A 25,444-nucleotide genomic window follows, 5' to 3' on the forward strand; every position below is an offset into this window, starting at 1 on the left:
TTGCACTGGCAATAAAATAAACAAACGGCATCAGGCAGCAATTGATATATATCAACAGAATAAACACCGTGATTATTTACAGCCTGTTTTAAGAATTCGCGCCATATATGTTGCATAATTGCAACTTTCAGTCTCACTGACTTTAACTCACAAAAAAAGCACACTGCCAAAGTAATTGACAGTGTGCCAGTGGTTATATCTTACGACCAGCCAGAATTACTTATGGCGTGGCGGTAAATTGCATTTCATGAGAATACGCTTTTGAGTAGACATAAAACCCGGTAAACCTCATCCCGGCAGGAACTGTCCAGCTCCCTCTCTGGATACTCGAAGTAGAACCCGAGCTACCACAAACGAAGTCAGCAGCATCGCTGTAGTGGATAGTCAGTTTGGAGATAGTCACGCCCCCTGGTTCATAGGAGAAATTCCCCCATTCCACATCCACTGATGTCACATTTTCCGTACTGGTTTGTCTCGCAGTACCACCGGTTCCGCCTGTTACCCCCTGGCTTGGGGTCCCCATGGCATCCACAATAGACCCACAGCGGAATGCCAGCATATTATCTGAACTAACCTGATACAGTTTGGAGTTATCTCCGGCCCGGCGTTCACCGAAGACTTCTGACCAGTCCGGGTCAACCACAGTCAGGCTGCCCTGAGAAGACATGGCTCCGTTGGTGGCAATAATGTTTGCCGAACCTGCACTAACGCCAGTCGCCAGACCAGAACTGCTGACTGTTGCTACCGCATCGCTGCTGCTGCTCCATGTCACTTCATCTGAAACATCAACATCAGTGCCTTCTATCACGGCTGTTGCGGTGAATTGCAGGTTATCGCCTGGTATCACGTATTCACTGGTCGGTGTGACAGTCAGTGATGTCCAGTTAACCACCAGTTCCACCTGAGTGCTGATTGACAGTGCGGTTCCGTCAACTTTTGGTGTCACTGTTGCCATACCGGTTTCACTGCCTTTCAACGTCGCTTCATAAACACCTGGTTCAGATGCACTTTCTGCGACAGTCCCAACGGTAGTGCCGGTTACCCCTGTAACATCAAAGGTAATATCTGCTGCCCTGCCCGTTATTGCGTTATCCAGTTCATCCTTCAGCGTTAGCTGCACCAGTGCAGTGGTTGTGTTATCTGCCGGAATGCTTTCTGGCGTTGCCGTGATTGATGACTTCGTATCATCCGGTGTGAACGCCATAAAATTGGTGCTGGCATTCTGGCTGCTGCCGTTAATTGCCGCAGTAACCACTGTGGCGCCGGAGGTGGTGTTGGTCAGCGTCACAGAGGCTTCCCCGCTGGCGTTGGTATCTGCAGTTGGTGGGATGGTAGCGCCGTTATCTGCACTGAAGTTTACCGTCACGCCCGGTACCGGGTTGCCAGAGGCATCGGTGACCGTCGCTTTCACCGCGTTGGTGTCCTCGCCATCGGCTTTGGCATCGTTATCGGTCACGACCAGTGCGCCGTCGATAATTTCGGCGGTGGTGTCATCCGGCACAAAGGTGGTGGTGACATCCTGGCTGCTACCGTTAATGGTTGCGGTAACCACCGTGGCTCCGGCGGCGGTGTTGGTCAGGGTCACTGCGGCAACACCCAGAACGTTGGTGTCTGCACTGGGCGGGATAGTGGCTCCGTTATCCGCGCTGAAGGTGACTGTCACACCCGGCACCGGGTTGCCGGAGGCATCGGTTACCGTGGCTTTCACTCTGTTGTGATCAGTGCCATTTGCCTTCGCGTTATCCTTCGTGACCACCAGTGCACCATCAATAATTTCAGCAGTGGTGTCATCCGGCACAAAGGTGGTGGTGACGTCCTGGCTGCTGCCGTTGATCGTCGCCGTCACTACCGTGGCACCGGAGGTGGTGTTGGTCAGAGTGACAGTGGCAACACCGCTGGCGTCTGTGTCCGCGCTGGGCGGAATGGTGGCACCGTTACCGGCACTGAAGGTAACCGCCACACCGGGAACCGGGTTGCCAGAGGCATCGGTTACCGTCGCTTTCACCGCATTGGTGTCCACACCGTCTGCTTTGGCATCGTTGTCGGTCACGACCAGGGCGCCGTCGATAATTTCGGCGGTGGTGTCATCCGGCACAAAAGTGGTGGTGACATCCTGGCTGCTGCCGTTGATCGTCGCCGTCACTACCGTGGCACCGGAGGTGGTGTTGGTCAGGGTGACCGTGGCAACACCGCTGGCGTCGGTGTCCGCACTGGGCGGGATGGTGGCACCGTTACCGGCACTGAAAGTAACCGCCACACCGGGAACCGGGTTGCCGGAAGCATCGGTTACCGTCGCTTTCACCGCATTGGTGTCCACACCATCGGCTTTGGCATCGTTGTCGGTCACGACCAGGGCGCCGTCGATAATTTCGGCGGTGGTGTCATCCGGCACAAAGGTGGTGGTGACGTCCTGGCTGCTGCCGTTGATCGTCGCCGTCACTACCGTGCCACCGGCTTTGGTGTTGGTCAGGGTGACAGTGGCAACACCGCTGGCGTCGGTGTCCGCACTGGGCGGGATGGTGGCACCGTTACCGGCGCTGAAGGTGACCGCCACACCGGGTACCGGGTTGCCGGAGGCATCGGTTACCGTCGCTTTCACCGCATTGGTGTCCACGCCATCGGCTTTGGCATCGTTGTCGGTCACGACCAGTGCGCCGTCGATAATTTCGGCGGTGGTGTCATCCGGCACAAAGGTGGTGGTGACGTCCTGGCTGCTGCCGTTGATCGTCGCCGTCACTACTGTGGATCCGGCTGCGGTATTCGTCAGTGTCACTGTGGCCACACCACTGGCATTAGTATCCGCACTGGGCGGGATGGTGGCACCGTTACTGGCACTGAAGGTAACCGCCACACCCGGAACCGGGTTGCCGGAGGCATCGGTTACCGTCGCTTTCACCGCATTGGTGTCCACACCATCGGCTTTCGCATCGTTGTCGGTCACGACCAGGGCGCCGTCGATAATTTCGGCGGTGGTGTCATCCGGCACAAAAGTGGTGGTGACGTTCTGGCTGCTGCCGTTAATCGCCGCCGTCACTACCGTGGCACCGGCTTTGGTGTTGGTCAGCGTCACTGTGGCCACACCGCTGGCATCGGTGTCCGCACTGGGCGGGATGGTGGCACCGTTACTGGCGCTGAAGGTGACCGCCACACCCGGTACCGGGTTGCCGGAGGCATCGGTTACCGTCGCTTTCACCGCATTGGTGTCCACGCCATCGGCTTTGGCATCGTTGTCGGTCACAACCAGTGCGCCGTCGATAATTTCGGCCGTGGTGTCATCCGGCACAAAAGTGGTGGTGACGTCCTGGCTGCTGCCGTTGATCGTCGCCGTCACTACCGTTGCACCGGATTTGGTGTTGGTCAGGGTGACAGTGGCCACACCGCTGGCGTCTGTGTCCGCACTGGGTGGGATGGTGGCACCGTTACCGGCACTGAAGGTGACTGTGACATTCGGTACCAGGTTACCCGAGGCATCGGTTACCGTCGCTTTCACTGCGTTGGTGTCCACGCCATCGGCTTTCGCACCGTTGTCGGTCACGACCAGGGCACCGCTGATAATTTCTGCCGTGGTGTCATCCGGTACAAAGGTGGACACTTTCGCCGAAGTGGTACTCCCGTTCACCCGGGCAGTCACATGGTTATCACCAGCAACGGTACTGGTGAACGACACACTTGCCACACCAGAAGCGTTAGTGTCCTGAGATTGTGGTGTAGGGCCAGCCGCACCATCAGTTACCGTAAAGGTGACCGTTGCGCCAGGCACCGGGTTACCGGAAGCGTCTTTTACGGTAGCACTCGCGGTATTCGCCTCGCTCCCGTTAGCTTTCGCACCACTGGTCACGGTGAAATCGCTGTCGGCGATGGCAGCCGTGCCGCCATCAGGCACAAAGGACGAGGTTTTGGCGGCTGTCGTATTACCGTTCACACTGGCAGTAACCTGGTTATCGCCAGCAACTGTACTGACTAACGCGCCACTTACCACACCCGAACTATTGGTTGGGAATGTTTGTGTCGCAGGCGTCGCTGCGCCGCTCGTCACGCTAAAGGTGACATCAACACCAGGCACAACGTTGCCATTGGCATCTTTCACTATGGCATTCAGGGCGTTGGAGTCGGCGTTATTCGCCAGTGCGCCACTGGCCACGGTGAAGTCGGTATCAGTAATTGTTGCCGTGGTGTCATCGGGCACAAAGGTGGTGGTGACATCCTGGCTGCTGCTGTTTATCGATGCCGTCACTACCGTGGCACCGGAGGTGGTGTTGGTCAGGGTCACTGTGGCAACACCGCTGGCGTCGGTATCCGCACTGGGCGGAATGGTGGCACCGTTACCGGCACTGAAGGTGACCGTCATACCCGGCACCGGGTTGCCTGAGGCATCGGTTACCGTCGCTTTCACCGCATTGGTGGCAGAACCATCCGCTACAGCGTTATCGTCAGTGACAACCAGTGCACCGTCGATAATTTCGGCCGTGGTGTCATCCGCCTTAAAGGTGGTGGTGACATTCTGGCTGCTGCTGTTTATCGATGCAGTCACTACCGTGGCACCAGATTTGGTGTTGGTCAGGGTGACCGTGGCAACACCGCTGGCGTCGGTGTCTGCACTGGGTTGAATACTGCCACTGTTATCCGCACCAAAGGTAACCGTCAGACCCGGTACCGGGTTACCTGATGCATCGGTTACTGTGGCTTTCACCTGGTTAGTGGCTGTGCCGTTCGCAACTGCATTATCGCGGGTGACAACCAGTGCACCATCGATGATTTCTGCAGTGGTGTCATCCGGCACAAAGGTGGTGGTGACATTCTGGCTGCTGCCGTTAATCGTCGCAGTAACCACTGTGGTTCCGGCGGCCGTATTGGTCAGCGTCACTGTAGCAACACCACTGGCATCGGTATCCGCACTGGGCGGGATGGCCGCGCCGTTATTGGCACTGAAATTCACTGTAACACCGGGTACCAGGTTACCAGAGGCATCAGTGACTGTCGCTTTCACTTCATTGGTGTCTGTACCGTCTGCTTTGGCGCCATCTTTTGTCACGACTAATGCGCCGCTGACAATGACTGCCGTGGTGTCATCGGGCACAAAGGTGGTGGTGACATCCTGGCTGCTGCTGTTTATAGAGGCAGTCACTACCGTGGCACCAGACAGCGTGTTGGACAGCGTGACTGTGGCAACACCGCTGGCATCGGTATCCGCACTGGGCGGGATAGTGGCGCCGTTACTGGCACTGAAGGTGACCGTCATACCCGGAACCGGGTTGCCTGAAGCATCCGTTACCGTCGCCTGTACCTCGTTGGTTGCCGAACCATCCGCTTTTGCGTTATCGCGGGCAACAGACAGCGCCCCGTCGATGATTTCTGCGGTGGTGTCATCCGGTACAAAGGTAGTGGTGACATTCTGGCTGCTGCCGTTAATCGCTGCGGTAACCACCGTGGCTCCGGCTGTCGTGTTAGTCAGCGTTACTGTGGCCACACCACTGGCATCGGTATCCGCACTGGCAGGAATTGTGGCGCCGTTATCCGCACCAAAATTCACGGTTACATTCGGCACCGGGTTGCCGGAAGCATCGGTTACCGTCGCTTTTACTTCATTAGTGGCGGTGCCATTCGCTACGGCGTTATCCCGGGTAACAACCAGCGCACCATCGATAATTTCTGCGGTAGTGTCATCCGCTTTAAAAGTGGTGGTGACATTCTGGCTGCTGCTGTTTATAGATGCAGTGACCACTGTGGCACCAGATGCCGTGTTAGTCAGGGTCACAGAGGCCTCGCCACTGGCATTAGTGTCGGCAGTTGCCGGAATACTGGCTCCGTGGTCGGCGCTGAAACTCACCGTTACACCTGAAACCGGGTTTCCTGAAGCATCCGTTACCGTCGCTTTTACTTCATTACTTGCCGTACCATCAGCGACGGCATTGTCCCGGGTGATAACCAGCGCACCATCGGCAATTTCTGCCGTGGTTTCATCAGGTACGAAAGTGGTGCTTACTGTCTGGCTGCTGCCATTGATACTTGCGCTCACCGATGTTGCACCTGCTTTTGTATTGGTGAGCGTTGTGCTGGCTTCACCACTATTGTTAGTGGTTGCTGTAGCTGCGATGGTTGCGCCGTTATCGGCACTGAAATTTACCGTAACGCCGGGCACCAGGTTACCGGAGGCATCGGTCACGGTGGCTTTCACCGCATTGGTATCGGCACCATTGGCCTTCGCGTTATCCTTCGTCACCACCAGGGCTCCGGGGAGGATCTCTGCTGTACCAAGATCAGGCTTGAAGGTGGTGTCGGCACTGTCGCTGCTGCCATTCACTGCCGCTGTTACCGTTGCCACACCGGACTCATTGTTAGTCAGCCCGGTTTCTGCCGTACCTGTATCATCGGTTACTGCTGTAGCGCTGGTGACAACGGCTCCGTGGTTTGCTGTAAACGTAACTGCAACACCAGGTACCGGGTTTTCAAAGGTATCAACTACCGTTGCGGCAACAATATTCTGCTCACTGCCATCAGCAATGGCATTATTGTGAACCACTTCGAGCCCGCCATCGGCCAGGGTAGCTGTTGTGCTGTCAGCTTCGAATGACACACTGCCAGACTTGTAGTTACCGTTAACCAGTGTTGCCGTTACGGTGCCATCATTAGCGGCTTTACTGCGCAGGCGTACTGAAGCCTGCCCCAAACTGTTGGTGTTCACGGTCAGGGCATGATCATTGCTTTGACCACCAGACGTAAACAAGGTACCGCCAGGCTGGCCATCCAGCATAACCAGGCCATCCACCTCAAACGTTACCGGTTGAGCAACCAGAGGGGCATTCTGTTCATTCCGCACATTCGCAACAATGGTGAAGTAATCCGCGTTATTCGCCGGTTGTTTTGCTGACGGAGAGATATCCAGTGAAGTAATAATATTTTGTGAAGGTGTTACCTTAAGGGTCGATTTGGCGGTATTGGAACGGTTGTCGTTGTTATCAATCGCCACTGCGGAGATAGTGTAACTTTGCGGTGCTGCGCTACGGTTGTTGTAGACGTAAGCAGGCATGGTCACTTCGATATCTGTCATCGACACTTCGCGGAATGAACCGCCATTGGCGATAAAGTCAGATGACGCTGTCCATTCCACATCTTTCACACCATATTTTGCCCGCGAGACAGTCAGGGAAAGCGGCACTGTTTCTGCTGCTTCTGCGGACACCTCCACTGGCAGCGCAATACGGATTAAATCCTGCTTGCGGTATTGCATAACGATGTCGTAATTACGGTCAACAATGTCATAGCGGCTGCCCATCAGACTCCGTTGCATATCAACATAAGCCGGGTCAATTTGCTGGCGCCATGGCGTACCCAGGCGATAGGTCACATCCATAGAGAGGCGGGTGTCCTGTTCATCGCCAGTTGCACGTTCACCTTTGATAGTCAGCAAAGGTACCGGGGTATAACTCACCCCAAATGTGACTGCTGAAGGGTCATCTTTCAGGTCATCCGGAGTGGTACCGGTACCTAAATCTATCCCGTCACCATAATATTTTTCATATTTGATACTGGCGCCCAGTTGTGGGTAAGCGGGCAAGTAGCCTTCCGCACGGATATCAAAACCATTTGCCGGTCGTTCATCATAATCCTGCATGCTGTCCAGTACGGACTGATGCCAGTTGGTCAGCCTGAAATAACCGTTCATGCCTAATTTCAGGTAATCAGTCCAGGCTTCACCACCAACCCCAAGCCTGGCGTTATGGCCGGTGTTGTCATAATCATAAAATGTGTTAACGCCGTACATCCAGTCGTTGACATACCACCGATACCCCATCCCCACATTATATGTGTGGCGGTCATCGTTATCGTGCAATCCAATCTGGGTGAAGAATAAATTGTTCTGGTCTTCATATACCGGTAACAGAAAATCGCCAGAGATCTTCTGGTCAAAACCCAGCGAAATCTTCGCGGTTCCCCATTGATTTAACCAGTCGTTAATCTGCTGGTTAATCATCCCCTCCCCCATACTGCGGGCATAATCAAGGGATGCCTGAGATGCATCTTCAGTTGACAACATCTCACCGGCCTGTACGGCGGTAGAAGCCCAGAAATTGCTTTGCGCGTCACCCGACTGCTGGTTTTCAGTTTGCTCAGAATGAGTTGCGTCGCTTTCGGGCGCGGCAGTGCTATTTTGAGTATCACTGCCTAATGCGGGTAAGGCCGTAGGAGAAGAAGATAAAGATGGAGGTGAAGAGAAACTTTCACCAGCGGTGGGCGCAGACCAAAAAGATGCTGCTTCATGATTTGTTTCACTGCCCGCAGGGGTTGCGGGGGAACGGGCACCTTCATTATCCGGGACAGATAATTCGGCTTCAGTAGGCGGTTGTTGTGGACTGCCCCGGCCATCTATCAGTGAATCAAGCCCCTGAATCGTATTATCCATCCAGGCATCATTTGCCTCGTACTCAGCAGCCCGGGCAACTGATACCGTTGTGAATAGCAACGGCATTACGATTTGGAATATTAACAATCCCCAGGCCGTTATTCTCATTCCTTTAGGAGGAATATAATTTTTCATAGAAAATAACCATAGAAAACCCGTCACCAGCTTGCGCAAGGCAAATCTGTGCGAGGAAAAGGAAAGATATGAGAAAAAATCAGGTAACATTCAACAGCAGATTAATTCTCCTCATTGAATATTCAGTAGCCCTGCAAATTCAAATTAAAAGGCGCCGCAGATACGCCCCTTCATTCTGCACCCAAATAAAATACTCACTTGCTACTTTGCCATTTTTACCAACGCCATCGATATGGTTCATCCCGTACCCTTAATAAAAAACCAGGCTTACCTGAAGTGCTGCCGCAAGTAAGGCATGGTTAAATTAACCCACATTCTTGTTAACACGTTATCTGCAAACTTTGCGCACAATTACTTAAAAAGCAGTTCAGGTAAACACAACACTTCAAATAAAAAAATGTCCTGTCCACATATGAAGTGACACAGCAAATATATTCAAGGCGTTGCGAATTATGATCTATGCAGAAATGGAAAATTAAATAAAATCATATTTCGCATTACCTTGCCATTAGCTTTTACTAAATAGCTCAACAGAGATAACCAGCAATAAGCTCTTCCCTCACTCGCAAAGGAAATGTCACAGCAAATAGATATCAGGCCTATGAGCACCTGCCGGAATTAATACCAGCAAGTATTGCTATTACCATAACCCGGTAGCCATTGAATACAGAACCAGAACTGTTCTGCCGATTCCATGGTGATACCCCCCCCAAAACAGGGAGCACACTGCCTATTGAGGTAGTTCGCTAATTTTATTCCGGATCAATTTATAGGCTGAATACTGAACCCGTGAGCATAGCGTATGCAGCTTCATTTCAAGTGCTCTGCGATACATTTCCCGGGCATCTTTATCCATAATATTTTTGTTGCGGTTGAAAAAATCATATCCGTCGCCAATTATGGTGTATTCATCAGCATACTGGTCGTAATCTTTATCATGATTTTTTTTGATTAGATTAAGGTAGTCAATACATAAACTATTTGAAGAGTTGGTTGTCTTACCATCCGTTAGTGCGGTATTGCCCGCGGGGGGGATTGAATTTGCATCGGCTATTGCCGCATTTTGTAACGCGTTTGCATCAACCGCCTGCACATTGCTCTGCTCATGGTTTGAACAGGCATTGAGAAAAGAAAACATTGCCAGAAAAATAATTCGCTTCAATACCTGGCTAAACATTTTATGCATCCTTATCAACATTTTTTACTGAGCTTGTGTGTAACAACCTGGCACTACTGTCACCTGTAAACATACAGGCGGTACGATGCATCCCACGGAAAACTGCCACCGTAAAACATTGTTCATTTAACAACCAACACATCCCATGACTTTATTAAAAAACCATGGGATGAGTAAATCACCATCTGGAAATTAAATCATATCCAGATCTTTAATTTTTTCTCTAATCAATGAATATCCTGAGTAGCGAACCTTGGAACAAAGTGTGTTTAACTTCATATCCAGTGTCATGGTATAAATATCACGAGCATCTTTATCCATGATATTTTTATTTGTATTCAAGAAACGGTAGCCATCACCAATTTTACTGTACACTTTCGAATAGCTGATATAATTCCTTTCATGCTCATCTTTAATAAAGTTAAAGTGATCAACACAAACATTTCCCGTGGATGCAATAGTTACTCCTTGCAGCAGTGATTCTCTCCTTGCAGCATATTTTTCAGAGTTTGTTTTTTGAGCATTAGTTCCTGAACTAACTTGCCCGGTTTGAGAACCAGGCGCACATGCAGAGATAAATAATGCAGAAGCCAGGATAGTAATTTTTTGCTGTGAAATAAACCTCATTGCCGACAGATCCCTATAAATTGGTTAATAACAATTAAACCCTTATTTGAATGCCGGGAGAAAGTAATATATCAATGACTTAATGGCAACACCCGTTGCAGCACAATTCACCACAAACATTGGGTGAAACGAGCAATCAAGCGAATTATGATTTCTAATCATAAGCAAAGTCATTATAAATAATTATTAAAAAATGGGTTAATTCTCCAGGTCACGGGTAAATAATATACTTTCCTTCTCCATGGATACCCATAACAATGCCGTCATCCCCTCACTTCAGGCAACGTGCCATAGCCCTGGATACTCACCCCACCATGCCAGCAAAAACCATCCTGATAATCCACTTACCGCTGTGACGGCTAAAACAGCGGCTATGAGGTACAACAGGCACAAGCGCCAGTATAGCAAGACCTCTGCCCACCATTACCCATAAGTGAAATCCTTAAAAAATACATTAAAGTCAATTGGTTAATAACATGTAAGCTACAAGGCAAATTTTGACACATTTCCATAACCGTACTTGCATTATTGATATTAACTGCCATCCGCTGGAGTCAGGTGATGAAAACCAGCAACACAATAAATACAGATATATCAAAAGGAAGTATCTGGTTTTCACTACTAAATGTTATTTTCTGCGTGTGGCTTATTATCCGTGGTTCCTATGATTTAACCGACAACTACGTTTATCAGCGACTAACTGTGTTGTATATAACTATTATCACGCTGTCTTTTTCTATTTTGGCAATATTTTATCTGGCTCATAAAAAAGAGCACCCTGCGTTATTTTATTCATTCCATACTGTGATTTTCTTGATGGGTCTGCTTTGGGCAGTCATTATCTATATACTACTCAATTATTTCAATGACACTATTATATCGCTAAATTTAAGCATTATAACGTTGTTACCCGCAACCATTGCCTTTTATACCATGCCCATTGCACTGATCCTTTTTTCGGCTCCGATTTTTTTTATTCTTATTTTTTCTGAGTTTTTCTTGCGTGATTTTTTCACCGGTTTGCAGTTAACGGGGGGCGTGATTATTTTGTTTGTGGTTACTACTGCATACTACATTCTTGCTGAATGGTACGAGCGTGCCACTAAGAGTGAACGAGAGAATCAAACACTGATTAAGACGTTAAAAAAAACCTCCGATTACGACAGCCTTACCGGCCTGAAGAACAGGCGCAGCATGCATAGTTGCTTTGAAAGCATCAAGAACAGAATTCCTGCCGACATCTTCATTTATGCATTTGTTATCGATATTGATTTTTTCAAACAATACAATGACACTCTGGGCCACATTGCCGGTGATAAATGCCTGGTAAAGGTTGCTTCGTGCATCAAGAATGCAGTACGAAAAGACACCGATAACGTGTTCCGCTTTGGTGGTGAAGAGTTTGTAATCCTGGCCACAGGTAATGCAGATTTTGACCCTTATGAACTGGCAGGCCGTATCCAGTCCACACTGAAACTGATGGCATTACCACACCCTTCTTCAGCCGTGTCCGACTATGTCACTGTAAGCATTGGTGGTGCCAAAGGGCATGATCAACTCAGTTTTGATACATTAATTCAGCAAGCAGATATCGCGCTTTATCAGGCCAAGGAAGGCGGCAGAAACAGAGCTGAAATCATCACCAGTAATAAACCTTAATATCAATAAGTTATATGCTTTGGATAGAGACACCTTGAAGAAGTGTGACCACCGCGCATAGCGCCTTATCACCCGGAACCTGGTCTGTACTTAATCATTTATCCTTTTCACACACAATAAAAAACCCGGCCGAAGCCGGGCCATCACAAACAGGGATGTGCGATAAATACAATCATAAAACAGTTAGGTAATAACGTAATTATAATACCAGCCACGTTTCACCGTTAAAAACAACATACATTCATAACCCCTATGTAATAATAACATCAGCCACCCAGGCTGATGTTATTATGCACAACATTAATAATGAATATTAAATTTAATATTTTTAACATATATTTTTTAATGTATAGAATTAATTTTGTAGCCTCCACACTGCCGTTCTCTTATTTTCATATAAACACGGCATATATTTTCAAAAAAAATTGATTATCCATACAAAGTTAAAAGGATATACAGAATGAAAAGAAAAGTACTGGCACTTGTCGTTCCGGCCTTACTGGTAGCTGGTGCGGCACAATCCGCTGAAGTTTATAATAAAGATGGCAGCAAGCTGGACTTGTACGGCAAAGTAGATGGCCTGCACTATTTTTCTGATAATTCAGGGGATGATGGCGACCAGTCTTATATCCGTTTTGGTTTCAAAGGGGAAACACAAATCACCGACCAGTTAGTGGGTTACGGGCAATGGGAATACCAGGTGCAGGCCAACCAGGCTGAAGGCGATAATGATTTCTGGACCCGTGTTGGTTTTGCCGGGGTGAGACTGGGTGAATTCGGCTCTATCGATTACGGGCGTAACTATGGCGTGCTGTATGACGTTGAGGCCTGGACAGATGTTCTGCCTGAGTTCGGTGGCGATAGCTACACTCACTCAGATAACTTTATGACCCAGCGTGCAAACGGTGTACTGACCTACCGTAATACTGATTTTTTTGGCCTGGTAAGCGGCCTGAACTTTGCTTTGCAGTACCAGGGTAAAAATGAAGATCAGGATGGTGAACACACGGGGCATTCAATGGCCAATGGTAATGGCGATGGTTTCGGTATTTCATCCACCTATGATGTCGGTATGGGGTTCAGTGTGGGGGCAGCCTACAGTGCCTCTGACCGCACTAATGATCAGGTTCATTCTACCACTGCCGAAGGGGATAAAGCCGAAGCCTGGACTATTGGCGCCAAATACGATGCCAATAATCTTTACCTGGCAGCAATGTATTCACAAACCCGCAATATGACACCTTACGGAAGCAGTGAGTATAATGTGGCAAATAAGACGAAAAACTTCGAAATTACTGCACAGTACCAGTTTGATTTCGGGCTGCGCCCGTCAGTATCTTACCTGTCTTCACGTGGGGATGACTTAGGTTACTATGGTGACCAGGATCTGGTGAAATATATTGACCTGGGTGCCACCTATTACCTGAATAAAAACTTTTCAACTTATGTAGACTACAAAATAAACCTGCTGGACGATGGGGATTTCTATCGTGACAGCGATATATCCACAGATAACATTGTCGCTTTGGGCGTGGTTTACGAGTTTTAATTATTGTTGACAACTACACGCAGCATATAAACGTTAGTAAAAAAGGGAGCCCAACCGGCTCCCTTTTTTATCACAATATTTTTCGCAATTAACGTTGCTGAAGAGGATTTGCGGTGCCGGGTGCCTCCCGGTGAGCCAGTACAGCCACCTGGCTCGCGCGCAATACGCATACGACACTTTGCATTGAAACTGTAACGCCCCTCCGCTCAGGGGGATTCACCGCAAAAGAGTAACAACAGTGCCAGGATTATTGTGCTGCGCGCCCTATCATACCGCCGGCGCCAGCACCAACAGCAGCACCCTGCAGCACGCCGTGGCCAGTTGCCACAGCTGCACCAGCGCCAACCGCAGCACCCACAGCCCCACCGGTGCGTGCTGCTTTCCCTTTTTTACCATGTTCAGTCATTGCGCCTACAGCCGCACCAGCAACGGCGCCGCCAGTTGTTTTATCCATTGCTGCGGCATTTACTGCTATTAATGTACCGGCCAAAACAGCTAAACCGCGTAGTATGCTTTTTCGCATTATTGTATTCCTGCCTTTGAAATTTATTTACCAGCCTCGGGTATAACAAGCCTGCGTGGCAATCCGCGCTAATCTAATGAATATTGCTTCCGCGACAACAGATGATTATTCATAGCAATAATTATTTAAATTCACTTACGGCAAACAGATGGGAGGCAGCGAAATCATATTAATAAAATAGCATAAAAAAAACCCGGGAGAACCGGGGTTGGAAATATATACAATCATTGAAAAAATAAGTTAAACACGATCTACACAGTATTATTACTATAACCAGAGGATAATAAATACTCCATGGACCAATTTTAATATTAACCTTTCATTTTATTCATATTGCTATCTCGCTCACGCAAACACACCATCCGAGTGAGTAGAGTAAACACGCCATTTCCTGGCGAGTGCATAACTATATTAGTTATGAATTTATATCAGATTAAGCATGATAAATCATAATTTCCCTTATAATCAATAACACGCATATTATTATGCGCAGGGGAACTCATAGTCACCCTGCAATCATCATTATTTATTTTTCTCAATTGTATTTCTTACCACCTCCCCCATCCATGGGGGATTTTTTTCACAAAAAACGTTATTAACAATAATAAACTTCATTCTGAATATTTTTCATTAAACATTTCAGGCGCGATTTGTTCTACTGTTTGTGTGAAGCAAGTCTGCTGTCTTGAGTATTACAATAAAGAATTATCCGTTTCCCCTGCCAGGCTGGCAGGGGTCTTTTAGTGAACATTTTATTCCAGTAACCAGAGTGACCGGACAACTAAGTTCATGCTACTGCCCTTCACGCTGCCGGGTTTTAATTCACTGCGCTGTTAAATACACCTGACCGGATGAACACTGAAGATGATACAAACAGGGGTATACAAAGGCTACCAACTCCATTTCAAAGCAGGACGAAATGATTACTGTGGTATTTTCAAAAGTATGTTATCACTCAATGCCAGGCTGGTGGAAACTTATAAATGTTCAAGGCACACCCGGGTTTCACTCATTGAAATCGACAAAAAACTGTATGTGATCAAAATTTATTCTCCCCAAAGAAAACGCGTGGAAAAATTTATCAAATCGCTCTTCAGGGGCAGTTACAATGAAAACCTTATCAGGAAAATAGACAGCGCACACGACAATGGATGCATGATCCCTAACGACTTCTTTTTGCTGGCTGAAAAGAAAATCTTAAGCTTCCCCTATCTTTCCATTATGTTACTGGAGTTTATTCCAGGCGATAATGCGAGCCAGCCAAACAACATGCCCACAACGCTCAGTCAAAAAATCATTTCTGCGGTTACTACAATGCATTCACAAGGAATTATTTCTGGCGACCCACACAAAGGAAATTTTATTATTACAGCTAAGGGTGACATCAGGGCTATTGATCTGTCCGGGAAAGCCTGTAATGCTAAAAATATTGCCAAAGACTTCACCCTGATGAAGAAAATTTATGGCTTGCATGAGTGAAATTCACCTCAGGTACATTTTGTTCATAAAACAGTTGTTAAACTGCTCAAAGCCCCTCAGTAAATGTTTATTAATAATTAAGTATAAAGCCCTTGCCACCCGGTTTAATAAGAAGCATTTTCCTTCACCACATTACTTTCAATACATTTAGTCATGATAAAGGGTACATTGCTACTATTTTATATGCGGGATACTCTTCATACATGCAGAGACGCTATTCAGGTTCTGCATATCACTGCGAATCATCATTTTTGTTCAATTCTGAAATTCCTGTCTTCCCCCCACTATCCCCGGGGGGATTTTTTTATTCTCCCGGTAAATATTTGTTACCTGAATCTTCCAGCAAAGCAATGAAAACGGTTTATCATCTGTTACTCAGGTGCGTAGCACCAGCCGGGTGATACCCATTGCTCCGGTGTTATCACCAGCCTGGCAAAGCACACATCAGCAACCGCGTGAATACAGTTACCAGGTGTGAAGTAGATCAAAGGCCGGACAATCGCCCCTACACAGCGATTGATATTTGCCACAAATCAGGGGATAACGACCCGGGGCTCAGGGCTGCGCCAGTGGAATCAGGCAAGAAAACAGCAACACGACCGTAATGGGCAAGAACAGAGAATGTGAACGTAAATCCAGTCTGGCGGGTACTGAATGATAAAGGTGAACTTTATTTATACACCGGTAAATTACGGTATGACGGTTTCCTGACGGGTTGTCTTAGCGGGACATTTGTCACTGAAAAAAAGCAGGGTAAGTGTTTGAATACTGGCGGAGAGAGAGGGATTTGAACCCTCGGAGGGGTTACCCCCTCAACGGTTTTCGAGACCGGTCTCATTTCTTTAATTTTCATTCAGTTAGTTAGAAAAATGAGAAAAATGTTTGATTTTCACACAGTGAAAATTCAATAAGTTAGCCTATACAATTCATTTGTTTTCTCATTAAAATCACCAACCAAACCTGCCTACAGCGCTTATAAATCCAATGCAAAATATCAAACGTCATGAAGCAGGAAACTTCTTGTACAACGTTGATATGCCAACATCAAAAATCAGGGCGACCTTTTTTCTTGACTCACCAGCAGCAATCAATCTACCGGCTTGCGCTCATTGCTCTGGTGACAACTTTGGGCGGCGGCCACCGATCCGCCCTTCTTCTCTTGCAGCAGCTAAGCCGGCCCGGGTACGTTCGATAATAAGCTCACGTTCCATTTCCGCATGGGCGCCCATGACATGAAAGAAAAATCGCCCCATAGGTGGACTGGTATCATGCCGTCAATTTTATTCCAGCTATCATGGGATTATGGTGGTATGATCAACGCTTAATTTTTCATTTTTTACTTGAATTTTGCTCAAATCATAGGTTAGGGATGAAAACTCTAAATCACAGCTATTTATCAAGACTTGACCATCTGCGTTTTTTTGCTGCCGTCATGGTCATAATCCATCATTGCAGGGGTTCTATTAACTACAGTGGTTCAATAACTAGTCTATCTGATCTAGCATCCTTATGGATTAGGTGGGGGTCGTCCGGAGTTAGCTTATTTCTTGTCTTATCTGGATTCCTGTTTTGTGTGATTGCAGACGCCGGAAGGAAAGATCTACAGTATGGAAAGTTCATCAAAAACAGGATTCTTAGGATAGCTCCGCTTGCTACGTTATTTGTTTTCATAGCGATATGCGTTAATCAGAATGAATCTACTCCCATGGACGTTTTTAGGCTCCTTACGTTGCAACTTAATACGGGGTCACCTGGTACAGGTTGGGGTTACAAGTTATATCCTATGGGACCTATTTGGACTATCGCTGTTGAATTTCAATTCTACCTAATCTTTCCTTTTCTTGCCGCATTTATGGGAAAGAACGGAATAAAGGCTATTGCAGGAATAATTTTAGCTTTTATTTTAATTAAAACATCATTGGTCATCTTCAACGGAACTGGTATTTATTACAGACTTTATCATTCAATCATTGGTAGATTAGATCAGCTTCTTATAGGGATGATTGCTGGATATTTTTACATAAACGGATACTTCAAAAACACACGTTTAATACCGCTTGTGATGATTGTGGCATCAATCATTGGTATCTCTATATTTATGCATCTTAATTCTCAAATGCTTAAATGGTTCATGCCGTTTTCGTTTACATCTGAAGCTGTTTTCTGGTCTTTACTTATATATGGATATGTAACATTTAAGATTGATATCAATCAAAGAGTTGACACTATTTTATCATACCTTGGTGGCCTTAGCTTCTCAATGTATCTGTTCCACCTTGCTGTAGCAAAGGCGCTGTACATGACAGTATTATCACCTCATCAAACTAAGGTTGGTGCCTTAACAAACACATTATTATTCATCATACCTTTAACAATCATCATATCATCGATAACATACAGATTTATCGAAAAACCATTCCTAGAACTCAGGGTAAAATACACCAAATAAGATGAGGCGGGGATAATCCCGCCCGCATTATTCAAAAACCGCACAATCTCCAAAGCACTTTTAATGAATGGCTGGATTACCTTGATGCACTGAATGCCGTAGACACTTCAACTGTACCAGATATAACTAGGCCGACAGAGCTAGGCTCATCCAGTTAACTTGAAGACTCAGGAGCATCAGGCCAGACAAAGGCATCATAGCTGGCCTCATCTGTTATTGAGCTGAAATCCAGAGCCTGTAGTTCGTTGATATAGCTTATCCAGGCTGTGAGTGATGCCTTGTCATCATCACTGATAGTCCCCAGCAACAATTCAGACTGCCAAATGGATATGGTGTCTTTTGCTTCAGCCATCAAAACTGCCTGTTTTTCTTTCGCTTTTTCTATTAGCTCTTCTGCTGTTGGTGGCGGAACGTCAACCCATGCTGGCGAGCCAGAAGAATCAGAACCAAGCTTTTTCCCAGTTTCCGGTGGAGTGGTGTAGATTGCCAGTTCCTCTGCTGTAACCTCCCTGGCATCAGAAGGCCATGACCCTGCTTTCAGATAGTTGTCTTTAAGGTAGTCGTCATAAAAGCCACATGTCGTTGCAGAAAAATAAGTTGTCATTAGTATCCCCACACGAAGTAATTTGCTGTTAACAACCGGACTGGAGTAAATGGGTAGTTAATAGTCAGGTCCTTGAATAAAGCAGATATTGATGAGTTTGATAGTGATGTGCGTGTCACACAATTACCACCTGATGTCGTATCATATGACGTTAATACTCCCCCCAAAGCTCCGTTAGGAAAGGTTGTTCCTAATGTTGCGGTTCCGGCAGAGCCTGATCCCCCATTACCAATGTTTCCCCACTGAAAAATGAGTGTTTGTTTTGCGCCACCAATAATTGCCGGGATCAATATGCGCCCGGGATTCCCAAAAACGCCAGAGCACACCCCCGCCAGGACGATATCTCCCAAACCAAGGTTTGCGAGAGAGGTGGCAATCGCTGCAGCACCATCAGCGGCAATGTCAGCAAACGGATTCGCCCGGCTTAAAAACAGCAATGGCAGCGCTGTCAGTAACTGGTTGCGTTGTGTTTTATCAAGGGCAATACCCGCCGCCTCGATAACGCCGCAAATTTCTTCCTGGACGGAATCAAAATAGTCTGCGTCCAGCGCCGTAGGCAGTTCACCCGTTTGCGGGTTGCCGCCGGTAAAGCCGTTCTTGCCCTCGCCGAACTTGTCGGCCTGGGCTGTTGAGCTATCAATACGATGCATGGTTACTCCGTGTAGCGGAAAATGACATACGTGTGAGACGGTGCCAGTTTGCTGATAACACATTCAGCTACCGTATCGCCCCAGGCGCGTAAGGAAGACGTGCAGGTATCCACACAGGTCATTGCCGTGATTTGCGCTGACTCCGGGATATTGACCTGCCAGTAGTAGCGCCACTCGTTAGAAAAAAGGGAATCAGTGCAGAGTGAGTTACAGGTGAACTGGCTTTTCTGATACCGGGTTATCGTGGCATCCGGATAACCCAGCGCTTCAAGCTGTGCCTGGTAAAAGGCCTCGTTAATACCTCCGGCCAGGTTCAGTTTTGCATCCAGTCGCTGGCGCCGTTCTGAAAGTGTCTGGGTACCATCAGGAGTGCAGCTGTCCGGCAGGCCAGAAATCGTCTCGTAGCGGTCGATGAGTTCCGTCACTGTACGCGGGTCGATTTCATCCATCAGGTCATTACCCCGGGTGTGTACCCGGGACAGTGACGGTGCCAGGCCGGTCAGTAATAAATCATCCGGATCCCATGCCGGGCCACGCGGGAGCAGGACGCCCAGCATCTGCCGGTACTGCGCTGTCAGGTCCATGTAAAGTCCCCCACCACCCCAATTTCACCTTTGGCGATACTGGTATCTTCTGTCGGGCTGACCAGTTCATGACTGTATTCCCCGGTAGCGATGGAAATGGCCTCGCTGATACGTGACGGTTTCAGTACGCCTTCCGGCACACCATCACGCAGCATCATGGCCCTGACCTCTGCCATCACGGCATAGCGCACTTCTTCAGTGTCCGGATTCAGGCGGATGTGAAAATCGACGGTATGTGCCGCCGGGGCAAATACATACACATCAGAACCGGCAACCGGGGCCAGAGGTTCGATATAAGTCTGCGCTGCCTCGACCACAGCATCATCCGGTATCGGGTTAATCAGGTCGCTGTTCGCCACCATCACACCGACTGTTCCCACGCCACTCCAGTGGCGGTAAGTCCATGCCCGGGTAATACCGGAAACCTCTTTAGCCCAGGTGATGTAATCCTGATCCGCACCACTTTGGGGTGTGTAATACCAGCGCTCAATGATCCGCCCGCGCCAGGTTTCCAGGTCTTCCGTATCGGTCCCCCCTTCCACCGTATCAGCCACACCGGCAGAGGTGAGCCCTTCAACCGGAGACGTCAGCCGCATGGCGATACCATCATCGGTATTGCCTGTTGTTCCGGTATCATCACAGGTCACCGGCACCCGTAAAACGCCTTCTGACGTGGTGGCCGCAGCTGTGGTGGTGAACGACACCAGATCATCGCGCTGTATGGTGACCCCGGAATCAATCGTGATACCCGATGCAGCACCCTCCCAGCGCACATAACCGGCTGCCGCAGTGGCATCTTTGCGGGGGCACCGTTTCATATTCCCGTGACGTAACAGCCAGTCCTCATCCGCCCGGTCCGGTAATAAATTCCGGGCAAGATAATCGATATAGCCATACACCGTATGTACCGCCGCGGCCTGCACCCGCGCATACACCTCGGCGTCAGTGCGGCGAAGTGCGGCAAGTGTGGTGTCGGCGGAAAGCCGGGTAAGAATATCGCTGCGGATGGCGGTAATTAACTGGGGGAGTGTCGGGCGGGTAAAACCGCTGTCAGCCATTCAGTTCACTCCATAGGTCATTAAACCGGATTTCCTGTGTGGTGCCGTCATTCCGGTAAATCATGACAGCCAGGTAAAGCGTACTGAGGCCGGTACGTTCGGCGGTAACATCCACCCGTGCCGCCACACCATCGAATGTCAGCCACGCCAGTGCCTGGGTTACATACTCCCGGGCTTTGAGTGGTGTTTTATTGGTGAGTTTCTGGCGCTTAAGGAGATACAGGCGGGAGCCGATACGGTCATTCTGCTGTGTTGGGTAGGTGTCGCCCCACCAGCCATTCGGCTCTTTCGGGCTGTCATCGGTTTCGGCATGCCGCCAGGTGAACAGGGAGATCACCACCGCCCGGGTTAACGCATCCATTGGATCAGAGACTTTCTGCTCTGCCCCGTTCACAACCAGGATCATGCGCCCTCCATTTTCTGGTTCGGTTCATCCGTTGTTCCGCCGCCATCGCCGTTTTCTTTATGCGTGTGTAAGTCGAATACCTGTCGCATGTCGGCCATTGTTCTGCCCGTGCTGTCACACATATCCGTAATATTCCCGGTGGCTTCAATATCCATCTCAAACCGGGCTTTCGGGGCATTGGTGACCGTTACAGGCTTCCCCGCACCGTTAATCACTATCCCTGAACGGGTCAGTGTGACTGACTGCCCAAGGTCGTCATAAATCGCCACTTCTCCGGCAGTCAGGCCTTTTATGCGGTACCGGCGGTCACTGGCCACCAGCACCACACCATGTGAGCGGTCGCCGTCAAAATACGCCGCCACGGCTTCTGCCCCTGCTTTGGGTGCCGAGGTAAAGCCGTAGGGCTCCAGGTGTTCAATATCACTTTTCCCCTCACCGCCCGGCATGGATATCTGCAGAACCTGGCACTTTGCCGTGGTGGTCGTGGTGCGGATCACGGCTCGCTCGAGCAGATTACTGATTGCCTGGTGCAGGGAATGAAACAGATTTGCCATCAGAAGTACTCCTGTGTACTGCTGGCCTTCTTCTTGCGGGGCTTCGGGGGTTCTGGCAGATAAGCATCAGCCGGGCCGACACGAATTTCACTGACCGTGCCGCCCTCATCCACCTGCCAGGTGACTTCTGCGATCACCATTTCCCGGTTGTCAAACCCCACTACCGGGTCGAAGACAATTACCTGCATATTAGGCTGCCACAGGGTGCCATCCCCCTGGCGCCAGCCCTGTACCGTGTAGGTCACCTCATCCGTTCTGGCAGCACGCTGGCGCATTTCAAACTCACTGCGTGAACCGCAACTGGCGGATGTGGCATTGCCGGTCTGGCGGATAATCAGCGGGCGGTAACGGGCTATGCCGTTATCCACGGTTTGCCCGCGGATTGCCGTTGTGGTCGCTTCGCCAAAATCGCTGTCGTTACCGGCGCGTTTACCCGCCACCTCGTAGACAGAAAAACGATCCTTAATACTCTGCTCGGTGTCACAGCTCAGAATGTTTTCGCCAAAGACCAGGGCGGTGGTGGCTTTAACCGCACCCGGGCTGCCAATCACCAGGTTACCGCTGGCATTGTCATAGGCCAGTGCCTGCTGCAACCCCAGCATCTTGTTCAGGACATCCATCACCGTATCGCCCTGGTCTGCCTGAATACCCTGCAGTGCGCCGGTGACTCCCCCGGCATCCACCACACTGATACCAAATGGCTTCGCCAGAGCACTGGCTATCTGAACCATTGAGCGGCCACTGTATTGCGAGGGGGTGGCAGAACAGTCAATGAGATCAGCCGTTTTACTGCGACCGACAATACCCATGGTGATGCTGCGCGCGTCATAACGAACAGGCGTGGCCTCCACCCAGCCGGTAATCACCAGGTCGTCACCAATCAACACTTCGACCCTGTCACCGTTGCGGATCCTCGCCCGTTTCTTTGACTGCTCTTCATCACCAGGCCACTGCCGGGTTATCTGAACATTAAAATCACGGGCAATACGTTCGATGCCGGCTGATATTCTGACCGACTCCCAGCCGCCCCACTCCCGCCCGTTTACCCGCAGAATAACTGTATTGTTCATACTGACGGGACCCTCAGGGTTTTCACCGGCACAAAGCCGGGGTGAATGACGCCGTTACGGGCAGTAATGTCGCCTTCCCGCCCGGCATCGTCATACCAGTCGGCAGCCAGAACCAGCGCAGGAAGGACCTGCACCGGTGTGCGTTCCGCCAGGCGGGTCGACTGTTCCAGCCTGGCGCTGATGTCGTTATTCACATCCGTGCGGATCTGGCGCAGGGCAAGAAACAGTGTGTCATCCGTTACCCGTGTCAGTTCCTGGTCAATTGCGGTATTCAGCACCTCCCGGACGGCGGTTAAATCATCCCATGACGGGGTTTCGTCGGTGCTGACAGAAGTGGTGACGCCCACACTACCGGCGTCGGTATCAGGCAAAATATCCGTTACCGCCGGGTGGCTGACCTGAGCCGTCTGCCCGGTTGTCACGGTGGTGGTGCTTTTTGGCAGACTGACAACGGTATAAGCCGCTTCACTCAGTGCCGTGGTGCGTATGGCCTGCGCCACCATATTGCTCCGGGTGGTACGGGTCTGCGTTGTGGTGCTGTCCGTTTTCCAGACACCCCGGGGCGCCAGGCCGCTGTCCAGCGTGACACCTGAAAGGCCTTTAACCATGGCGATAAGATCCGACGTGTTTCCACTGAGACGGGTACCGGCCCGCCACAGCGTCTGCAGCTGGTTAACAAAGTTCATGCCACTGGAAGGCGGCATCAGCAACACCGACAGGTCACCCTGCAACAAACGGGATGCCGCACTGATACCGGAATCCACGTACTTAAACGCATCGGTGACGGTGTCCATCATGGCAGAAGCATCGTCCAGAACGCCGCTCTGAAGAAAATCAGACAGCCCGTCCAGGCCAAATGATGAGAATGCCGAAGAAATACAGTCATCCAGTAAGGAGCAGGAGTCGGCCAGTTTGGTTCCGGTCGCAATACCCGCTGAAGGAAATGACAATTCCCCCGTTTCGATAAAGCTGAAACTGACGCGGCACATACGCCCTTCATCCCGTGCATGGCTGACACGAGCCTCATCAGAGACAGTCACTGTCATTTCACCATAATACGGGTGGACCAGTGTGCAGGAGCCCGGTTTCTCGATGGCTTCAATCAGGCGGTTACGCTGCTCAAAGTAATTGTCACCAACCAGATAAGCCTGGACACTGAAACGGCGTGTAGCCCGGCCTAAATCCTCCACCCAGGGCTTATCCCGGCCAGGGTATTCATGTGTCTGTGTCCGTCGCCCAAAGGTGGCTTCATCCTCGTCCACTTTGAACGGAACACCACGTAGTGAGGCATCCTGGAGATTATCTGTCCAGCTCATGGTTTCTCCGGGTATAAAAAAACCCGCCGAAGCGGGTCATTTTTGTTATGTAGATTATTCCGGTTTGACAGCCTTACAATGAATTTCCTTAATACCTGAGGTGCCATTTGCATTAACACCCGCTTTTACGTCTCCATTCTTCATAAGTGTAAGGAAAAACTGTCCACCTGGCATACTGAATATAAACTGCATTCCAGTAATTTTATCAGCCATCAAATTATCATCCGGAAATTCAGCACCAAATAATGAAAGGTTTGCATTTGCCCCGCCATCATCAAACACATATACACCTGTACTTTCATTTGGATCATAAGATGCTTTAGATATTATGAAAACACCACTTGCTGAAGGTGCCGGGCATTTAATTTTTATAGACTCACTTAAAGTACTATTACCATCGGCAGCAATTTTAACGGCATCAACAAATTCAGATGTGACCGGATTATCTGCAGCAAATAAAGATGCTGATGTAAGAAGTAAAGCCAGTGATACTGCAATTCTTTTCATGTTCCATCACCAAAAGTTGTTAGTTATTGACAGTATTAGTCTACATGCGATCAATGCGATAAAAAGTACTATCGTCCACTAAATCGACTGTACCCCACATCGTAGCTGACATTCCATGGGTTAGCCGCACCAGTGGCAGGCGTTACACGCATGCCCGGTGGCGCATTATCAAAAGACACTTTCAGTTCACTCTGCTGTGGCCTCGGGCTTGCCAGCGGTACTGATGAATTCTGGCTGCCGTCAACATTCAGCAACTCTTTCAGCCGGGGAATAAAGCCTTTATACCCCCGGTCACTCTCGGATTTCTGCACCTGTTCGGCCATATACGTGCCAATATCCATATTATTTTTCGCCGCTTCCTGGTGCATGGAATCCAGCTTTTTCATCAGTTCAAACAGAACACTGATGGTCACCGTAATGGTACCCATGCTGGCTATGCCGCGCAGGTTTTTAGCCAGCCCCCCTGCGGCACTATTGGCACCGGATAGCCCTTTCAGCATCGATGTCAGCCAGGCACCCGCAACAAGGGTGGAGATCCCCATCAGTACCGGCTCCCACCCACCAAGGAGTTGAACCACGTCATTGATGTTATTCCAGACCTCTTTCACCACCGGCCCGACTTTATCCCAGTTACTGACAATCAGCCCGGCACCAATCACCAGCAGGGACACCATTTTACCCATGGTGGACATCTTC

General features: G+C 49.3%; 18 protein-coding genes and 2 pseudogenes. 5 read left to right on the forward strand and 15 right to left on the reverse strand.

What is annotated here, in order from left to right; translation table 11 throughout:
- Positions 1-220: 220 nt before the first annotated feature.
- The 3 genes from DES37_RS15095 to DES37_RS15105 form a co-directional block, all read right to left on the reverse strand.
- Positions 221-8,536, reverse strand: a complete 8,316-nt coding sequence (locus DES37_RS15095; RefSeq protein WP_170123777.1) for an Ig-like domain-containing protein — start codon at positions 8,534-8,536, stop codon at positions 221-223.
- A gap of 730 nt (positions 8,537-9,266) precedes the next feature.
- Entirely contained in the window at positions 9,267-9,713 is a 447-nt protein-coding gene (locus DES37_RS15100; protein ID WP_051691431.1) for a hypothetical protein, read from the reverse strand.
- Between the two features lie 192 nt (positions 9,714-9,905).
- Positions 9,906-10,340 (reverse strand): hypothetical protein, encoded by a 435-nt coding sequence (locus DES37_RS15105; RefSeq protein WP_110026498.1) that lies wholly within the window; start codon positions 10,338-10,340, stop codon positions 9,906-9,908.
- 561 nt (positions 10,341-10,901) lie between these two features.
- On the opposite strand from DES37_RS15105, the gene DES37_RS15110 reads away from it, so the two are divergent.
- On the forward strand, positions 10,902-11,999 hold the full coding sequence (locus tag DES37_RS15110; RefSeq protein WP_110026499.1) for a GGDEF domain-containing protein: 1,098 nt from the start codon (positions 10,902-10,904) through the stop codon (positions 11,997-11,999).
- Between the two features lie 460 nt (positions 12,000-12,459).
- Entirely contained in the window at positions 12,460-13,548 is a 1,089-nt protein-coding gene (gene ompC / locus DES37_RS15115) for a porin OmpC (protein ID WP_110026501.1), read from the forward strand.
- A 247-nt stretch (positions 13,549-13,795) separates the two neighbouring features.
- Here ompC and DES37_RS15120 read toward each other — a convergent pair whose 3' ends face one another.
- Positions 13,796-14,071: a glycine zipper family protein gene (locus tag DES37_RS15120; RefSeq protein ID WP_110026503.1), complete on the reverse strand. Its 276-nt coding sequence runs from the start codon at positions 14,069-14,071 to the stop codon at positions 13,796-13,798.
- An 864-nt stretch (positions 14,072-14,935) separates the two neighbouring features.
- Here DES37_RS15120 and DES37_RS15125 point away from each other — a divergent pair.
- Positions 14,936-15,550, forward strand: a complete 615-nt coding sequence (locus DES37_RS15125; RefSeq protein ID WP_110026504.1) for a lipopolysaccharide core heptose(II) kinase RfaY — start codon at positions 14,936-14,938, stop codon at positions 15,548-15,550.
- 1,001 nt (positions 15,551-16,551) lie between these two features.
- Here the strand turns inward: DES37_RS15125 and DES37_RS15130 are convergent.
- Positions 16,552-16,818, reverse strand: a pseudogene (locus DES37_RS15130) (helix-turn-helix domain-containing protein); the annotation flags it as partial.
- Between the two features lie 101 nt (positions 16,819-16,919).
- On the opposite strand from DES37_RS15130, the gene DES37_RS15135 reads away from it, so the two are divergent.
- Together DES37_RS15135 and DES37_RS26060 are read left to right on the forward strand one after the other, a co-directional pair.
- Positions 16,920-17,999, forward strand: a complete 1,080-nt coding sequence (locus DES37_RS15135) for an acyltransferase family protein (protein ID WP_281271486.1) — start codon at positions 16,920-16,922, stop codon at positions 17,997-17,999.
- 29 nt (positions 18,000-18,028) lie between these two features.
- Positions 18,029-18,157 carry a tail fiber assembly protein gene (locus DES37_RS26060; RefSeq protein ID WP_281271487.1) on the forward strand — a complete coding sequence of 43 codons (129 nt, stop codon included), beginning with the start codon at positions 18,029-18,031 and terminating at the stop codon, positions 18,155-18,157.
- On the opposite strand, the gene DES37_RS15145 is transcribed toward DES37_RS26060, so the two are convergent.
- From DES37_RS15145 to DES37_RS15190, 10 genes and pseudogenes are all read right to left on the reverse strand, one after another.
- The gene (locus DES37_RS15145) at positions 18,154-18,603 is read right to left on the reverse strand and encodes a tail fiber assembly protein (protein WP_110026508.1); all 450 of its coding nucleotides are present in this window, start codon (positions 18,601-18,603) and stop codon (positions 18,154-18,156) included. The genes DES37_RS26060 and DES37_RS15145 overlap by 4 nt on opposite strands.
- On the reverse strand, positions 18,603-19,253 hold the full coding sequence (locus DES37_RS25750) for a gp53-like domain-containing protein (protein ID WP_211320561.1): 651 nt from the start codon (positions 19,251-19,253) through the stop codon (positions 18,603-18,605). Before DES37_RS25750 ends, DES37_RS15145 begins: the two co-directional genes overlap by 1 nt.
- A 2-nt stretch (positions 19,254-19,255) precedes the next feature.
- On the reverse strand, positions 19,256-19,837 hold the full coding sequence (locus tag DES37_RS15155; protein WP_110026509.1) for a YmfQ family protein: 582 nt from the start codon (positions 19,835-19,837) through the stop codon (positions 19,256-19,258).
- Positions 19,828-20,895, reverse strand: a complete 1,068-nt coding sequence (locus DES37_RS15160; RefSeq protein ID WP_110026511.1) for a baseplate J/gp47 family protein — start codon at positions 20,893-20,895, stop codon at positions 19,828-19,830. The genes DES37_RS15155 and DES37_RS15160 overlap by 10 nt, the downstream gene beginning before the upstream one ends.
- A complete protein-coding gene (locus tag DES37_RS15165; RefSeq protein WP_110026512.1) occupies positions 20,888-21,301 on the reverse strand; it encodes a phage GP46 family protein in 414 nt (137 codons plus the stop codon). Before DES37_RS15165 ends, DES37_RS15160 begins: the two co-directional genes overlap by 8 nt.
- Positions 21,298-21,855: a phage baseplate assembly protein V gene (locus DES37_RS15170; protein WP_110026514.1), complete on the reverse strand. Its 558-nt coding sequence runs from the start codon at positions 21,853-21,855 to the stop codon at positions 21,298-21,300. The genes DES37_RS15165 and DES37_RS15170 overlap by 4 nt, the downstream gene beginning before the upstream one ends.
- Positions 21,855-22,925, reverse strand: coding sequence for a phage baseplate assembly protein (locus tag DES37_RS15175; protein ID WP_110026515.1), 1,071 nt, complete (start codon positions 22,923-22,925; stop codon positions 21,855-21,857). Before DES37_RS15175 ends, DES37_RS15170 begins: the two co-directional genes overlap by 1 nt.
- On the reverse strand, positions 22,922-24,241 hold the full coding sequence (locus DES37_RS15180; protein WP_110026517.1) for a DNA circularization protein: 1,320 nt from the start codon (positions 24,239-24,241) through the stop codon (positions 22,922-22,924). The genes DES37_RS15175 and DES37_RS15180 overlap by 4 nt, the downstream gene beginning before the upstream one ends.
- A 54-nt stretch (positions 24,242-24,295) precedes the next feature.
- A complete protein-coding gene (locus tag DES37_RS15185; protein ID WP_110026518.1) occupies positions 24,296-24,748 on the reverse strand; it encodes a hypothetical protein in 453 nt (150 codons plus the stop codon).
- 68 nt (positions 24,749-24,816) lie between these two features.
- Positions 24,817-25,444: pseudogene (locus DES37_RS15190) on the reverse strand (phage tail tape measure protein); the annotation flags it as partial.

The sequence above is a fragment of the Mangrovibacter plantisponsor genome (assembly GCF_003182475.1).
GTDB lineage: Bacteria > Pseudomonadota > Gammaproteobacteria > Enterobacterales > Enterobacteriaceae > Mangrovibacter > Mangrovibacter plantisponsor.

Bases quoted from the DNA above. Each gene is read 5' to 3' on its own strand.
- DES37_RS15100 (WP_051691431.1), bottom strand. From the start codon at position 9,713: ATGTTTAGCCAGGTATTGAAGCGAATTATTTTTCTGGCAATGTTTTCT.
- DES37_RS15185 (WP_110026518.1), bottom strand. From the start codon at position 24,748: ATGAAAAGAATTGCAGTATCACTGGCTTTACTTCTTACATCAGCATCT.
- ompC (WP_110026501.1), top strand. From the start codon at position 12,460: ATGAAAAGAAAAGTACTGGCACTTGTCGTTCCGGCCTTACTGGTAGCT.
- DES37_RS15160 (WP_110026511.1), bottom strand. From the start codon at position 20,895: ATGGCTGACAGCGGTTTTACCCGCCCGACACTCCCCCAGTTAATTACC.
- DES37_RS15175 (WP_110026515.1), bottom strand. From the start codon at position 22,925: ATGAACAATACAGTTATTCTGCGGGTAAACGGGCGGGAGTGGGGCGGC.
- DES37_RS15145 (WP_110026508.1), bottom strand. From the start codon at position 18,603: ATGACAACTTATTTTTCTGCAACGACATGTGGCTTTTATGACGACTAC.
- DES37_RS15180 (WP_110026517.1), bottom strand. From the start codon at position 24,241: ATGAGCTGGACAGATAATCTCCAGGATGCCTCACTACGTGGTGTTCCG.
- DES37_RS15110 (WP_110026499.1), top strand. From the start codon at position 10,902: ATGAAAACCAGCAACACAATAAATACAGATATATCAAAAGGAAGTATC.
- DES37_RS15095 (WP_170123777.1), bottom strand. From the start codon at position 8,536: ATGAAAAATTATATTCCTCCTAAAGGAATGAGAATAACGGCCTGGGGA.
- DES37_RS25750 (WP_211320561.1), bottom strand. From the start codon at position 19,253: ATGCATCGTATTGATAGCTCAACAGCCCAGGCCGACAAGTTCGGCGAG.
- DES37_RS15170 (WP_110026514.1), bottom strand. From the start codon at position 21,855: ATGGCAAATCTGTTTCATTCCCTGCACCAGGCAATCAGTAATCTGCTC.
- DES37_RS15165 (WP_110026512.1), bottom strand. From the start codon at position 21,301: ATGATCCTGGTTGTGAACGGGGCAGAGCAGAAAGTCTCTGATCCAATG.
- DES37_RS15105 (WP_110026498.1), bottom strand. From the start codon at position 10,340: ATGAGGTTTATTTCACAGCAAAAAATTACTATCCTGGCTTCTGCATTA.
- DES37_RS15135 (WP_281271486.1), top strand. From the start codon at position 16,920: ATGAAAACTCTAAATCACAGCTATTTATCAAGACTTGACCATCTGCGT.
- DES37_RS15155 (WP_110026509.1), bottom strand. From the start codon at position 19,837: ATGGACCTGACAGCGCAGTACCGGCAGATGCTGGGCGTCCTGCTCCCG.
- DES37_RS15125 (WP_110026504.1), top strand. From the start codon at position 14,936: ATGATACAAACAGGGGTATACAAAGGCTACCAACTCCATTTCAAAGCA.
- DES37_RS15120 (WP_110026503.1), bottom strand. From the start codon at position 14,071: ATGCGAAAAAGCATACTACGCGGTTTAGCTGTTTTGGCCGGTACATTA.